The organism is Streptomyces sp. NPDC032940 (assembly GCF_040636935.1).
GTDB lineage: Bacteria > Actinomycetota > Actinomycetes > Streptomycetales > Streptomycetaceae > Streptomyces.
This window is the reverse complement of the sequence record NZ_JBEZVJ010000005.1, coordinates 113488-127393: the sequence shown is the minus strand read 5'-3', so window position 1 is coordinate 127393 and position 13906 is coordinate 113488. Positions and strand designations below refer to the sequence as shown.

The following is a 13906-nucleotide window of genomic DNA, read 5'->3' as shown; positions in this document are numbered from 1 at the left end:
GGCGGGGAGCACCCACCCGTCCGCGGCGCCCGTACGGGTTGGGCGCGCGGCACGGAGGACGGCTCAGGACGTGCGCGCCACCCCCGCGTACACCGGGACGATGCCCTCCGTCTGGGCCGCCACGTCCTCGGGGTCCGGCCGCCATCCGGTCACCGGGATGATGCCGGGGCCCAGCAGCTCCAGGCCGTCGAAGAACCGTGCGAAGGCGGCGAGGGAGCGCGGGTGGAAGGGTGTGCCGCCGCGGGCGAACAGCGCCGCGGCCCGGCCCACCGCCTCCGGGTTCAGGTCCGGTGTGACCTGCGAGAGGATCAGGAAGCTGCCCGGCGCGAGGGCGTCGACGTACCGCTTCAGCAGGCCGTACACGTCGTCGCCGTCCACCGCGTCGTCCAGGTAGTGCGTCAGCGCCACCAGCGACAGGGCGACGGGCCGCTCGAGGTCCAGGCACTCGCCGGCCAGCCGCAGGATGGTGTCCGGGTCCCGGACGTCCGCGTGGACGTACTCGGTGCCGCCCTCCGCCGAGCCGTGCAGCAGCGCCTCGGCGTGCCGGAGCACGATCGGGTCGTTGTCGGCGTACACCACCCGCGCCTCGGGCGCGACGCCCTGGGCCACCTGGTGCAGGTTCGGCTCGGTGGGGATGCCCGTGCCGATGTCCAGGAACTGGCGGATCCCGGCCTCGGCGACCGTACGGACCGCCCGCTGCATGAACCGGCGGTTGGCCCGCGCCCCGCGCACCGCCGTGTCGTCCACGGCAAGGATCTTGCGGGCCAGCTCCTCGTCCACGGGGTAGTTGTCCTTGCCGCCCAGCCACCAGTCGTAGACCCGGGCCGGATGCGGCCGGCTGGTGTCGATCGGGGTGGACGCGGCCTCGGATCCGGTGGTCATGCGGTGTCTTCTCCCTCGGGGCGGTGCCGGCGGTGCTCTCGGTCGCGGGGGTCAGTGGTACTCGCGGTACTCCCGCAGGATCTTCTCGGTGCGCTGGGTGGAGGCGGCGCGGGCGGTCATGTGGTCCAGGACCTCCAGGTGCGTGGAGACCTCCGCGCGCGAGTCGAGGTACAGCGCGCCGGTCAGGTACTCGGTGAAGACCATGTCGGGCAGCTCCGGCTCGGCGAACCGGAACAGGGTGAACGGCGCGTACGTCCCCGGGTGCGGACCGTCCTCGAACTCGGCGACCTGGAGCGTCACCCGGTCCCGGGCGGCGAACTCCAGCAGCCGGTCGAGCTGTTCGCGCATCACCCGGCCGTGGACGCTCACCGGTCGCCGCAGCACCGTCTCGTCCATGATCACCCACAGGTGCGGCGGGTCCGGCCGGTCCAGCAGCCGCTGCCGCTCCATGCGCAGCGCCACATGCCGCTCGACGGCCTCCTGTCCCGCGTTCCCTATCGTCCCCGCGTCCAGGACCGCACGGGCGTACTCCTCGGTCTGGAGCAGGCCCGGCACGAAGTGCGGCTCGTAGGAGCGGACGATGCGCGCCGCGCCCTCCAGGCTCACGTACAGGCTGAACCAGTCCGGCAGCACGTCGGTGTAGCGCTGCCACCAGCCCGGCCGGTTCGCCTCCTCGGCCAGTGTGATGAACGCCGTGACCTCGTCCTCGGGCACCCCGTACGCCGCCAGCAGGATCTGGACGTACGGGATCTTCAGCGTGACCTCGGCCATCTCCATGCGCCGCACGGTGGCCGGGGCCACCCGGAGCACCTTGGCGGCCTCCTCGCGCTTCAGGCCCGCCCGCTCCCGCAGTTCCTGGAGGCGCTTGCCCAGCACCACCTGGCCCACGGTGGGTGCCACCCGCCGCTCGCTCACGCCACGCCTCCCCAACGCGCCCAAGTCTGCCCGCAGTCTGCCACGTCCTGCGGCGGGCCTCACAGGGGCGTCGGCGAGAAAGTGACGGCGACGGGGTGTCAGGACACGAGGGTGTGCAGGTACTTGACCGTCGCCGGGTCGGCCGGGAGCAGCGTCTCGATGGCCAGCTCGGCGACCGTCACGTCCATCGGCGTGTTGAAGGTGGAGATGGACGAGATGAACGACAGCGTCCGGCCCTCGTGCTCGATCCGCAGCGGAAGCGCGAAGTACGGCACCGCCTCGTCCGGTTCCCCGCCGCGAGTGTCCTCCGGGACCGGGTAGGCCGCGACCTCCTCGTACAGCGCCCGCAGCTCCTGGGAGCGGTCCAGCGCGATCTGCCGGCGCATCTGCTCCAGCAGGTGTCCGCGCCACTCGCGCAGATTGCGGATGCGCGGGGCGAGGCCCTCCGGGTGCAGGGCCAGCCGCATCGCGTTGGGCCTCGGCGCGAGCAGGTGCTCCGGAAGGCCGTCCGTCAGCATCGCGATGCCCCGGTTGGCGGCCAGCACCTCGTACCGCGCGTCGACGACCAGCGCGGGATAGGGCTCGTAGCCCCTGATCAGCCGCTCCATGCCCGCGCGCAGCGCGTCCAGCGCCGGGTCGTCCAGCGGGGTCTCCGGGTAGTGCGGGGCGTAGCCCGCCGCGAGGAGCAGCGCGTTGCGCTCCCGCATGGGGACGTCGAGCCGGTCGGCGAGGCGCAGCACCATCTCCTCGCTCGGCCGGGAGCGTCCCGTCTCGATGAAGCTGATGTGCCGGGCGGAGGAGCCGGCGCGCAGCGACAGTTCCAGCTGGCTGATCCGCCGCCGTTCCCGCCAGGCCCGCAGCAGCGGGCCCACGCCCTGGGCGGTGGGGGTGGTACCGGACATGAGTGCGGTCATACGCGGAACGGTAGTCGACCGCGGGACCGGGCCGGCCGGCGCAGCGGAGCAGGGCCGGGGCGCCCCCGCTGTGGCAGGCTGGAAAGGGAACCGGGCCGTACGGCGCCGTGCCCGTACCCAGCAGACGAGGAGGGCAGCCCATGCCCGTGGAACCGCTGTCGCACAAGGAGATCGAGGAGCGGCTGGCCGAGCTGCCGGGCTGGTCCCTCGACGGGGACCGCCTCACCCGCGCCTACCGGCTCGACTCGCACTTCGCGGCCGCCGCCATGGTCGTGCACGTCGCGCAGGTGCAGGAGGAGCTGAACCACCACTCCGACCTGACCCTCGGCTACAACACGGTGACCCTGGCGGTCAGCACCCACAGCGCGGGCGGCGCCGTCACCGAGAAGGACCTCGAGCTCGCCCGCAGGGTGGAGGACCTGGCCGGGAGCCACGGGGCACACTGACGGTGTGCTCGACTACGACGAAGAGGCGGAACGCTACGACGCCCTGCGCGGCGGCGAACCCCGCGCCGAAGCCGCCGCACGGGCGGTCCTGAGCCTGGTGCCCCCGCACGCCGGGGGCCTGCTCGACGTCGGCTGCGGCACCGGCCTGGTCACCGGACGCCTCGCGGCCGGACGGGCGGGGCTGCGGGTGACCGGCGCCGACCTCGCCCCCGCGATGGCCCGCCGGGCCGCCGCCCGGCTGCCCGGCGCCGTCGTGCTGGCCGACAGCCGCCGGCTGCCCTTCGGGGACGGCGCGTTCGACGCCGTGAGCAGCGTCTGGCTGCTGCACCTGGCCGCCGGCGCCGAGGACGTGCGCACCGTCGTCGGCGAGTGCGCCCGCGTGCTGCGGCCCGGCGGGGTGTACGTGACGACGGTCGACAAGGGCGCCGCGCACAACGTGGGCAGCGACATCGACGCCGTGCTCGCCGCCCGCCCGCCCAGCACGGCCCGCGACGCCGCCGAGCGCGTCGAGTCGTACGCCCGCGCCCACGGCCTCGCCCCGGCCGGTGAGGCCCGCTTCACCGGCCACGGTCAGGGCCGCAGCCCCCGCAGCACCGTGGCCGACCTGCGCCGCGGCTGGTTCGTCACGCTGCCCCCGGGCAGTGAGCTCGCCGCCCGCTTCACCGCCCGCCTCGAGGCCCTGCCGGACCAGGAACTCGCCCGCCCCGACCCGGTGTTCACCCTGAGGGCGTTCGTGAAGCGCTAGGGGGGTCGATACACCTGGGCCGTGTCCGCAAAGTCCCTCGGCAGGCCCGCCATTGGGCGGCAACCCCGGGGCGTCCGGCGGCGACCGAGAGGCGGAATGCATCCGTCCTCCAGGAGGTACGCCCCGTGAGGCACCCCCGCAAGCACCGCCGACGCCCGGTCGTCCTGGCCGCCGCGCTCGCCGCCGCCGGCCTGGTCGGCGCCGGTCTGACGACCCTCGCCCCGGACAGCGCCGAGGCCGCCACCGCACGCCAGGTCGAGGCCCTCGACCGGGGCGTGGTCAGCGTCCACACCGACGACGGCAACCTGGTCGGCTGGCGCTGGCTGGGCACCGACCCGGACGGCGTCGCCTTCAACGTCTACCGGGCCGGCGCCAAGGTCAACTCCAGCCCCGTCACCGGCTCCACCACCTTCTTCCACGCCGGAGCCCCCGCCCAGGCCGACTACACGGTCCGCGCGGTCGTGAACGGCACCGAGCAGGGCGACTCGGTCCACGCCATCCAGTTCCGGGCCGGCTACAAGGACGTGCCCCTCAGCCCGCCCGCCGGCGGCACGACCCCCGACGGCGTCGCCTACACCTACGAGGCCAACGACGGCTCCGTCGGCGACCTCGACGGCGACGGCGCGCTCGATCTCGTCCTCAAGTGGCAGCCCACCAACGCCAAGGACAACTCCCAGTCCGGCTACACCGGCAACACGATCGTCGACGGCATCAGGCTCGACGGCACCCGCCTGTGGCGCGTCGACCTGGGCCGCAACATCCGCTCCGGCGCCCACTACACCCAGTTCCAGGTGTACGACTACGACGGCGACGGCAGGGCCGAGGTCGCCATGAAGACCGCCGACGGCACCAGGGACGGCACCGGCGCGGTCATCGGCAGTTCCTCCGCCGACCACCGCAACTCCTCCGGCTACGTGCTGTCCGGACCGGAGTACCTGACGATGTTCGACGGCCGCACCGGCAAGGCCCTGGGCACCGTCGACCACGTCCCCGCCCGGGGCACCGTCTCCTCCTGGGGCGACTCCTACGGCAACCGCGTCGACCGCTTCCTGGCCGCAACGGCCTACCTGGACGGCTCCCGCCCCTCCCTGATCATGGCCCGCGGCTACTACACGCGCACGGTCATCGCCGCCTGGGACTGGCGCGGCGGCGCGTTCACCCGCCGCTGGACCTTCGACACCAACTCCTCCACCAACAGCGGCAAGGGCTACGACGGCCAGGGCAACCACCAGCTGTCCGTCGCGGACGTCGACGGCGACGGCAGGGACGAGATCGTGTACGGCGCCATGGCCGTCGACGACAACGGCAACGCCCTGTGGACCACGAAGAACGGCCACGGCGACGCCATGCACGTGGGCGACCTCGACCCCTCCCGCGCGGGCCTGGAGGAGTTCAAGGTGGACGAGGACGGTTCGAAGCCCTCGTCCTGGATGGCGGACGCGCGCACGGGCCGGATCCTCTGGTCCACCGGTGCGAACGGCGACAACGGCCGGGGCGTCTCGGCCGACATCTGGTCCGGCAGCGCGGGTGCCGAGTCCTGGTCGTCCGCCGAGAGCGGCATCCGCGACCCCAAGGGCACCGTGGTGAGCAGCCGCAAGCCCTCCAGCACCAACTTCCTCGCCTGGTGGGACGGCGACACCGTCCGCGAACTCCTCGACGGCACGCACGTCGACAAGTACGGCACCTCCGGCGACACCCGCCTGCTCACCGGCTCCGGCGTCGCGTCGAACAACGGCACCAAGGCCACCCCGGTCCTCTCCGGCGACATCCTCGGCGACTGGCGCGAGGAGGTCGTCTGGCGGACCGCCGACAACAAGGCCCTGCGCATCTACTCCACGCCCTACGACACGGACACCCGCGTCACGACCCTGCTCCACGACACCCAGTACCGCACCGCCCTGGCCTGGCAGAACACCGCTTACAACCAGCCGCCCCACCCGAGCTTCTTCCTCGGCTCCGGCATGGCGACGGCCCCGCGCCCGGCGGTCTTCACCCCCTGACGCACGGCTGCCGCGGCCTGTTGACCGAGGCCCCACCCGTGCCGTCGACACGATTTCGTCACGGGATCTTCACAGGGGGCGATTCCGGGGGATGATGGGGCACGCAACCGCACCGCCTCCGGGGGAAGTACCTTGAGCAACCACATCACGCCGCCGCCCGCGCCGCCCTACTGGCCGCCGGTGCCTCCGCAGCCCCCGAAGCGGAATCTCACCGCGCTGATCGCGGTCGCCTCGGCCGTCGTCGCCGCGGCGGTCGCGGTCGCGGTCACCGTCGGCGTCACCGGCGACGGAGAGGCGGCGCCGGCGCCCACGGTCACCGTGACGGAGACCGTGGGCGCCGACGAGGCCGCTGCCGCAGACGAGGAGACCGAGCCCGCCGCCGAGGAGCCCGACGACGGGGTGTACGCCCTCGGCGACACCGTCACCTACGACAACGACGTGCGGGTCGGCCTCTCCGGCTTCGAGCGGGCGGTGTCCACCGACACCGCCATGCCCGAGACCACGCCGTACGTGAGGTTCACCGTCAAGGTCGACAACGGCGGCGGTACGACGCTCGACGCCACCGGGCTCACCGTCAACTGCTCCTACGGCAAGGACGGCCACAGCAGCGAGGCGATCTTCGACAGCGCCGCCGGACTCGACGGCGGCCCCCAGACGCAGCTTCTCGCCGGACGGTCGATCAGCGTGCCGTGGGGCTGCGAACTCCCCAAGGGCGAGAAGCTGGTCCAGATCGAGGTGGCCCCCGACTACGAGTCGGACACCGCCATCTTCACGGGCGACGTCAAGTGAGGCGCGGCCCGGCCGGCTACTCGAGCAGCTCCGCGTAGGAACCCATGGCGAGGGCGATGTCCGCCTGGGCCCAGAAGCGGTGGTACGTGAACGTGGGCGCAGCGCCGCCCGCGAGATAGCTCTCGATCTTCGACCAGGCCGGGTCGTCCTGGTAGAAGGAGCGGATCGAGGCGAAGGTCGACGACGCGTCGATCGTGTCGCCGTTCGGCATGGTGCCGCTCCAGCCGCTCGGGACGTAGACGGCGTCGTCGAAGCGGTTGTAGTCGGCGCGGGTCTCCGGGACGGCGATGCCGAGCGCGTCCTGGTTGTGCTCCCACATGCCGTCCAGCAGCGCCTTGGCGGTCGTGGCCGCCTCGGCGTCGCCGGATCGGTCGGCGTAGTACGTCAGGGTCTTGGCGTACGCCGCCGCCACACCGACGTCGTTCGTGTAGTCGGCGACCGTGACGTGCAGGCCCGCGTTGGCGCCGGGCGACGCGGCGTTCCAGGTGTCGGGCTTGCCCGACCACTGGAGCGTCGACGGGATCCGGAAGCTGCCGTCGGGGTTCACCGTCGTCTCCGACAGCGCCCAGTCGACCCACTTGTCCAGGACCGTCTTCGCCTCCGTGTCACCGGTCTGCTGGTAGTACTCGGCGACCCGCTCCATGGACCATGCCTGGAAGCCGAACCACTGGTTCGACGGCGGGTCGTGGTACACCGGCTTCTCGTCGTAGTACATGCCGTAGAAGGTCGGCGTACCGGCCGGCGGCGTCGCGTACCGGCCCGCCCAGCTGTTGGTCGCGCCACCCGCGATCGCGCCCTCGTCGGACTGCAGCCAGCGGTAGAACTCCAGCTGCCGGTCCAGGGACTTGGCCCAGTCCGCGGCGCCCGAGGCCGACTTGGGCTTCAGGTCGGCGTAGCTGCTCAGGGCGTACGCGGCCAGCGGGTTCTGGTAGCCGCCGTGGGCATGGCTGGAGCCGATGCGCCAGGCCCAGCCCGCCGAGGTGTCGGTGGCCCCGCCCCAGGCGTAGTACCAGGACAGCAGATAGTGCGAGGAGTCCTTGCCGGTGCCGGCCGGGCAGCTCGCCGGACCCACGCAGTCGCCGACCTTCTTGAAGTACTTGTCGTACATCGCGTAGCGCAGGTAGTCGCCCATCTTGGCGGCCTTGGCGACGGTCGCGGAGACCTCCGCGCCCTTGCCCTGGTCCTTCGCCCAGATGTCCGCCCAGTACGCGGCCTGCACGGCCCGCGCGTCGGCGTCCGGGGCATTGGTGAACTTCCACTGCCTGGCGTAGGACGCGTCGCCCGTGAACAGGTCCAGGTAGCCGTTCCTGCCGCCGTACGTGAAGGCGTCGCAGGTCGGCTGCGGCACCGTCTCCCACACCGACTCCTGCGCGCCGCGCTGGAAGGTGTTGATGTAGGAGGGGCCGGTGTCGGAGGGGCCCGCCTCGCACTTGCCGGGCGAGTTGCCGTAGCCGTAGGTGTTGTCGACGTCCTGGAGCCAGTGCATGCCGTACACGTCGTCCGTGCCGTACGCCGACTTCAGTTCACCGGCGATCGGGTCCACGCCGGCCGGCACCGCGCCGTCGAGCTTCGCCGGATACTCCTGCGGAGTGTCCAGCTCGGGGGCGTAGGTGGCCGGCTTGGACGCGTTGTAGAAGGAGTTGGTCGGCTGGTCGGCGTGGGTGGGGATCATGTACTTCTCCATGATCCCCCAGGCGTTGTTGAACTTGGACCAGTCGCCGGTCACCTTGCCGTACATCGCCTGGAGCCACAGCAGATAGCTGTACGCCTCGGACGTGGTCTCGTGGCCGTGGTCCGGCGCCTCGACGATCAGCGTCTCCACCGAGTGGTACGGGATGCCCTCCGGCGAGAAGTAGCCGCTCGCCGGGTCGGTGATCTTCCCGTAGAGCTCCAGGAAGCGGGCGTCGTAGTCCTTCGCCGCGGCCAGCTGGGTCACCGTCACCGCGGCCTTGCCGTGTCCCGGGGCCGTCGACTCGAAGACCGCCGAGCCGGTACCGGAGGCGTCGGCGGCCACGGTCACCTTCTGCGCCGTGTTCCAGTTCGACGGAGTGAAGGTGAGGCTCGCCCCGCCGGTGACGGACAGGCCGGTGTTGCCGCTCGCCCGCGCCGTCGTCACCGTCACGTTCGCGGCCGGCTGCTTGGACAGCCTGATCTCGTACGTGCCCGACTCGCCTTGCTGGACGCCGAGTTGACCGGGCGTGGCGACCACGGCCGGACCCGAGGCGACGGTGATGCCGACCGGGGTGGAGTCCGCGGAGGCGCCCTCGCTGTCGTAGGCCTTCGCCACCAGGGAATGACTGCCCACGGTCAAGCCGGAGGCGGAGTACGTGTAGGGCTCGCTGGTGTCCGTGCCCAGCAGGGTGGTGTCGTCGTAGAACTCCACCTTGCTGACGGTGGCGCCGTCCGCGGCGGCGGCCGTGGCCGCCAGGGGCACGGCCTCGCCCTGCGAGTACACCGCGCCCGCCTCGGGGCTGGTCAGCACGGTGATCGGCGGCTGGTGCGCGCCGGTGCACGGGGTGCCGTCGACCGCGAAGTCCGTCGGCGCGGTGTTGGTGCCGCTGTAGGTGAACTGCCCGCCCGTGGTCACGGCGGCGCCGGCCGCGACGTGCGCGTTGTACGAGGCGCTCTTGACCGTGACCGCCTTGCCGGACTGGGACCAGGTGCCGTTCCAGCCGTTCGTGAGCTTCTGGTCGCCGGCGTAGGAGTAGGTCAGGGTCCAGCCGTCGAGGGCCTCGGTACCGCGGTTGGTGAGGGTCAGCTCGGCGGTGAAGCCGGAGCCCCAGTCGTTGGTCCGGTAGTCCACACTGCACCGAAGTGCCGCCGCGTGGGCGGGAGTCGTACCGGTGCCGACCGTCGTGAGGGGGAGCGCGAGGGCCGCCGCCGCGGCCGTCCACAGTCGCCGTGCGCCGGGGCGTCTGTGTCTGAGTCGGGGATGCATGGTGCTGGTTCCTCCTGCGGCTCGAAGAGGGTGTGGGGGAGGAGCGACAAGCCTTGAACCAGTGGGAGCGCTCCCATAGTGAGGAGGGGGTCCCGGGCGGTCAAGGTGTGTGAAGAGTCGAAAAGATTCGACGGCCGATGTGGGCCGAAAGTCGGTGACTCCTCTGTTCTTCGCCGTCACTTGGCGCTACCTTCGCTGCACCAGTGGGAGCGGTTCCATCAGTCGGCGCGTCCGTCACGGCGCGCCCGGACTGCAAGGAGTCGCTCGTGCGACACCCCCCGCTCCACCTCCCGCGTTCAGGACTTCCGGCCGCCGGTGCGGCCGGTCCGACGCGTGATCGTCCGACGTACCGGTGCACAGCTCCCCCCGCGGGCCGCTCGCCCCTGCCCGCGGCCCGTTCCCGGCCCGAGGTCACGGCGGCACCCCCATGCCGCCCGGGAACGGCCCGCGCCAGGCAGGCGTGCGACCCCGCACGACCGCACCCGCACCCCGACGAAAGAAGGAACCCGCACTCATGACCCGGACCAGAACCGCGATGCTCGCCGCCCTGACACTGGTGGCCGGCGCCTCCGGCACGGCCCTGGCCGCGCACTCCGCGAGCGCCGGCGCCGCGGCCGCCGCCTGTACCGTCGACTACCAGGTGCAGAACGACTGGGGCAGCGGCTTCACCGCCGCCGTGACCGTCACCAACAATGGTGCGGCCACCTCCGGTTGGTCGCTGAACTGGACGTACGCCGGCAGCCAGAAGGTGACCAACAGCTGGAACGCGAAGGTCACCCAGAGCGGCGCCGCCGTCACCGCGGCCAACGAGTCCTACAACGGCGCGCTGCCCACGGGCGGTTCGGCCAGCTTCGGATTCCAGGGCACCTACAGCGGCAGCAATGCGATCCCGGCCGGCTTCACCCTCAACGGCGTGACCTGCAACGTCGACGGCGGACCGACCGACCCCACCGACCCGACCGATCCCACGGACCCGACCGACCCCACCGGGCCGTCCGACCGGGTGGACAACCCGTACGCCGGCGCCAAGGGTTACGTGAACCCGGAGTGGTCCGAGAAGGCGGCGGCCGAGCCCGGCGGCAGCCGGATCGCCGACCAGCCCACCGGTGTCTGGCTGGACCGGATCGCGGCCATCGAGGGCGCGAACGGCGGCATGGGTCTGCGCGACCACCTCGACGAGGCGCTCCGGCAGAAGGGCGACGGCGAGCTGTACATCCAGCTCGTCATCTACAACCTGCCCGGACGTGACTGCTCGGCCCTGGCCTCCAACGGCGAGCTGGGCCCGACGGAGATCGACAAGTACAAGACGCAGTACATCGACCCGATCGCCGCGATCCTCGCCGACCCGAAGTACGCCTCCCTGCGGATCGTCACCACCGTCGAGATCGACTCGCTGCCCAACCTCGTCACCAACGTCTCGGGCCGGCCGACCGCCACGCCCAACTGCGACGTGATGAAGGCCAACGGCAACTACCAGAAGGGCGTCGGCTACGCCCTGAACAAGCTGGGCGACATCGGCAACGTCTACAACTACATCGACGCCGGCCACCACGGCTGGCTCGGCTGGGACGACAACTTCGGCGCCTCGGCCGACATGTTCAAGACGGCCGCCACCACCGAGGGCGCGACCGTGAACGACGTCCACGGCTTCATCGTCAACACCGCCAACTACAGCGCGCTGAAGGAGGACAACTTCAAGATCACGGACAGTGTGAACGGCACGTCCGTGCGCCAGTCCAAGTGGGTCGACTGGAACCGCTACACCGACGAGCTGTCCTACGCCCAGGCGATGCGCGACAAGCTGGTCTCGATCGGCTTCGACTCGAAGATCGGCATGCTCATCGACACCTCCCGCAACGGCTGGGGCGGCACCCAGCGGCCCACCGGGCCCGGCGCGACGACCAGCGTCGACACGTACGTCGACGGTGGCCGCTACGACCGCCGCATCCACCTCGGCAACTGGTGCAACCAGTCCGGAGCCGGCCTCGGCGAACGGCCGCAGGCCGACCCCGAGCCGGGCATCGACGCCTACGTGTGGATGAAGCCGCCGGGCGAGTCGGACGGCGCGAGCAAGGAGATCCCGAACGACGAGGGCAAGGGCTTCGACCGGATGTGCGACCCCACGTACACCGGCAACGCCCGCAACGGCAACAACATGTCCGGTGCCCTCCCGGACGCCCCGATCTCGGGCAAGTGGTTCTCCGCGCAGTTCCAGGAGCTGATGAAGAACGCCTACCCGCCGCTGTCGTGACCGGACCCGCGCACCGGTAGTCACCGTCGGGGTCCGGCCTCCCGGGGCCGGACCCCCGCACGGCCTTTTTGCGATTGCGGCAAGAGAACTTGCCCCGGCGCGGTGAGTCGTCGCACCCTGACGGCCCCGCGAACGGAAGGCTGACCGGCATGGCGCACGACCACGACCACCACCCGCAGCACGAGCCCGGCCATCACCCCGGCCACGACCACGACCACGACATCGACTGGGCCGCCATGGCCCTGCTGCTGGAGGAGCAGGCGGAGCTGCTCGCCCCCCTGTACCGGCAGGCCATGGCCTGGCTCGCCCAGGAGGTGACCGAGCCGGGGCTGATCGCCGACGCGGGCAGCGGGCCCGGCGTCCTCTCCTGCCTGTTCGCCGACGCCTTCCCGGGGGCCCGGGTCGTCGCCGTCGACGGGGCCGGACCCCTCCTGGAGCGCGCCCGCGAACGGGCCGCCCGGCTCGGCGTCGGCGACCGCTTCACCACCCTCACCGGTGAACTGCCGGACGTCCTGGGCGAGCTGGACCACCCCGCCGACCTGCTGTGGGCGAGCCAGAGCCTGCACCACCTGGGCGACCAGCGTGCCGCCCTCGCCGCCCTCGCCGGACATCTCGCGCCCGGCGGCACGATGGCGATCCTGGAGGGCGGGCTGCCCGCCCGCTTCCTGCCCCGGGACATCGGCATCGGGCGCCCGGGACTGCAGGCCCGGCTGCGCGCCGCCGAGGAGGACTCCTTCACCGAGATGCGCGCGAGCCTGCCCGGCTCCGTGGCCGAGACCGAGGACTGGCCGGCGCTGCTGACCGCGGCGGGCCTGAAGCACACCGGCACCCGCAGCTTCCTGCTGGACCTGCCCGCCCCCGTCTCCGACGAGGCCCGCGGATACGTCGTCTCGTCCCTGTCCCGGATGCGGGACCGCTTCGGCGAGACCCTCGACGCCGGCGACCGGGCCACCCTCGACCGGCTGCTCGACCCCGACGACGCCGCGAGCGTGCACCGGCGCCCCGACGTCTTCGTACTGCTGGCGCACACCGTCCACACGGCGGTGCGGCCCGCGCACTGACGGAGGTGGCGGGCGCCCGGACGGCGCACGAGGGGCCCGGTCCGCACGGACCGGGCCCTTCGGGGCGCGCGCGGATCAGGCGACGTCGAACTCCGCCGGGTCGGGGCCGAGGCGCCGGTCCTCGTTCAGCGCGCTGATCGCCGCGAGGTCCTCGGTGTCCAGGGAGAAGTCGAACACGTCGATGTTCTCCTTGATCCGCGACGGCGTCACGGACTTCGGGATCACGACGTTGCCGAGCTGGAGATGCCAGCGCAGCACGACCTGGGCCGGGGTGCGGTTGTGCTTCTGGGCGATCGCCACGATCGCGGGGATCTCCAGGATGCCCTTGCCCGAGCCGAGCGGGGACCAGGCCTCGGTGGCGATGCCCTGCTGCGCGTGGATCTCACGGGCGGCGTGCTGCTGGAGGTGCGGGTGCAGCTCGATCTGGTTGACGGCCGGGACGACCGACGTCTCGGCGATCAGCCGCTCCAGGTGTTCCGGCAGGAAGTTGGAGACGCCGATGGCCTTGACCCGGCCGTCGGCGTACAGCTTCTCGAACGCCTTGTACGTGTCGACGTAGCGGTCCTTCGACGGCAGCGGCCAGTGGATCAGGTACAGGTCCACGTACTCGAGGCCGAGCTTGCTCAGCGAGGTGTCGAAGGCGCGCAGCGTGGAGTCGTACCCCTGCTCGCTGTTCCACAGCTTGGTGGTGACGAAGAGGTCCTCGCGGGCGATGCCGGAGGCGGCGATGGCCTTGCCGGTGCCCTCTTCGTTGCCGTAGATCGCCGCTGTGTCGATGCTGCGGTACCCGGCCTCCAGGGCGGTGGCGACGGCCGTCTCGGCCTCGTCGTCCGGCACCTGCCAGACGCCGAAGCCCAGCTGGGGCATCTCGACGCCGTTGTTCAGGGTGATCGGGGGGACCTTGCTGCTCACGAGCTCTTGATCCTTCGGTTGTGGTCAGGTGGTACGCCCATCGTCAACGATCA

General features: G+C 71.8%; 11 protein-coding genes. 6 read left to right on the top strand and 5 right to left on the bottom strand.

What is annotated here, in order from left to right; translation table 11 throughout:
• Positions 1-63: 63 nt before the first annotated feature.
• The 3 genes from AB0E77_RS09155 to AB0E77_RS09145 form a co-directional block, all read right to left on the bottom strand.
• Positions 64-882 carry an SAM-dependent methyltransferase gene (locus AB0E77_RS09155; RefSeq protein ID WP_361567762.1) on the bottom strand — a complete coding sequence of 273 codons (819 nt, stop codon included), beginning with the start codon at positions 880-882 and terminating at the stop codon, positions 64-66.
• Between the two features lie 51 nt (positions 883-933).
• The gene (locus AB0E77_RS09150; RefSeq protein ID WP_361567759.1) at positions 934-1797 is read right to left on the bottom strand and encodes a helix-turn-helix transcriptional regulator; all 864 of its coding nucleotides are present in this window, start codon (positions 1795-1797) and stop codon (positions 934-936) included.
• 98 nt (positions 1798-1895) lie between these two features.
• Positions 1896-2711, bottom strand: coding sequence for a helix-turn-helix transcriptional regulator (locus AB0E77_RS09145; protein ID WP_361567756.1), 816 nt, complete (start codon positions 2709-2711; stop codon positions 1896-1898).
• A 140-nt stretch (positions 2712-2851) separates the two neighbouring features.
• Between AB0E77_RS09145 and AB0E77_RS09140 the strand changes: the two genes are divergently transcribed.
• From AB0E77_RS09140 to AB0E77_RS09125, 4 genes are all read left to right on the top strand, one after another.
• Entirely contained in the window at positions 2852-3157 is a 306-nt protein-coding gene (locus AB0E77_RS09140) for a 4a-hydroxytetrahydrobiopterin dehydratase (protein ID WP_361567753.1), read from the top strand.
• 4 nt (positions 3158-3161) lie between these two features.
• The gene (locus AB0E77_RS09135) at positions 3162-3902 is read left to right on the top strand and encodes a methyltransferase domain-containing protein (protein WP_361567750.1); all 741 of its coding nucleotides are present in this window, start codon (positions 3162-3164) and stop codon (positions 3900-3902) included.
• Between the two features lie 125 nt (positions 3903-4027).
• On the top strand, positions 4028-5902 hold the full coding sequence (locus AB0E77_RS09130) for a rhamnogalacturonan lyase (RefSeq protein WP_361567748.1): 1875 nt from the start codon (positions 4028-4030) through the stop codon (positions 5900-5902).
• A 132-nt stretch (positions 5903-6034) separates the two neighbouring features.
• Positions 6035-6691, top strand: coding sequence for a hypothetical protein (locus AB0E77_RS09125; RefSeq protein WP_361567746.1), 657 nt, complete (start codon positions 6035-6037; stop codon positions 6689-6691).
• A 16-nt stretch (positions 6692-6707) separates the two neighbouring features.
• On the opposite strand, the gene AB0E77_RS09120 is transcribed toward AB0E77_RS09125, so the two are convergent.
• Positions 6708-9629, bottom strand: a complete 2922-nt coding sequence (locus AB0E77_RS09120) for a glycoside hydrolase family 48 protein (RefSeq protein WP_361567743.1) — start codon at positions 9627-9629, stop codon at positions 6708-6710.
• Between the two features lie 514 nt (positions 9630-10143).
• Here AB0E77_RS09120 and AB0E77_RS09115 point away from each other — a divergent pair.
• A complete protein-coding gene (locus tag AB0E77_RS09115; RefSeq protein WP_361567740.1) occupies positions 10144-11880 on the top strand; it encodes a glycoside hydrolase family 6 protein in 1737 nt (578 codons plus the stop codon).
• A gap of 149 nt (positions 11881-12029) precedes the next feature.
• Complete coding sequence (locus AB0E77_RS09110) at positions 12030-12941, top strand: class I SAM-dependent methyltransferase (protein ID WP_361567738.1); 912 nt, start codon at positions 12030-12032, stop codon at positions 12939-12941.
• A 75-nt stretch (positions 12942-13016) separates the two neighbouring features.
• Here the strand turns inward: AB0E77_RS09110 and AB0E77_RS09105 are convergent, their stop codons facing one another.
• The gene (locus AB0E77_RS09105; RefSeq protein WP_361567735.1) at positions 13017-13853 is read right to left on the bottom strand and encodes an aldo/keto reductase; all 837 of its coding nucleotides are present in this window, start codon (positions 13851-13853) and stop codon (positions 13017-13019) included.
• Positions 13854-13906 lie beyond the last annotated feature (53 nt).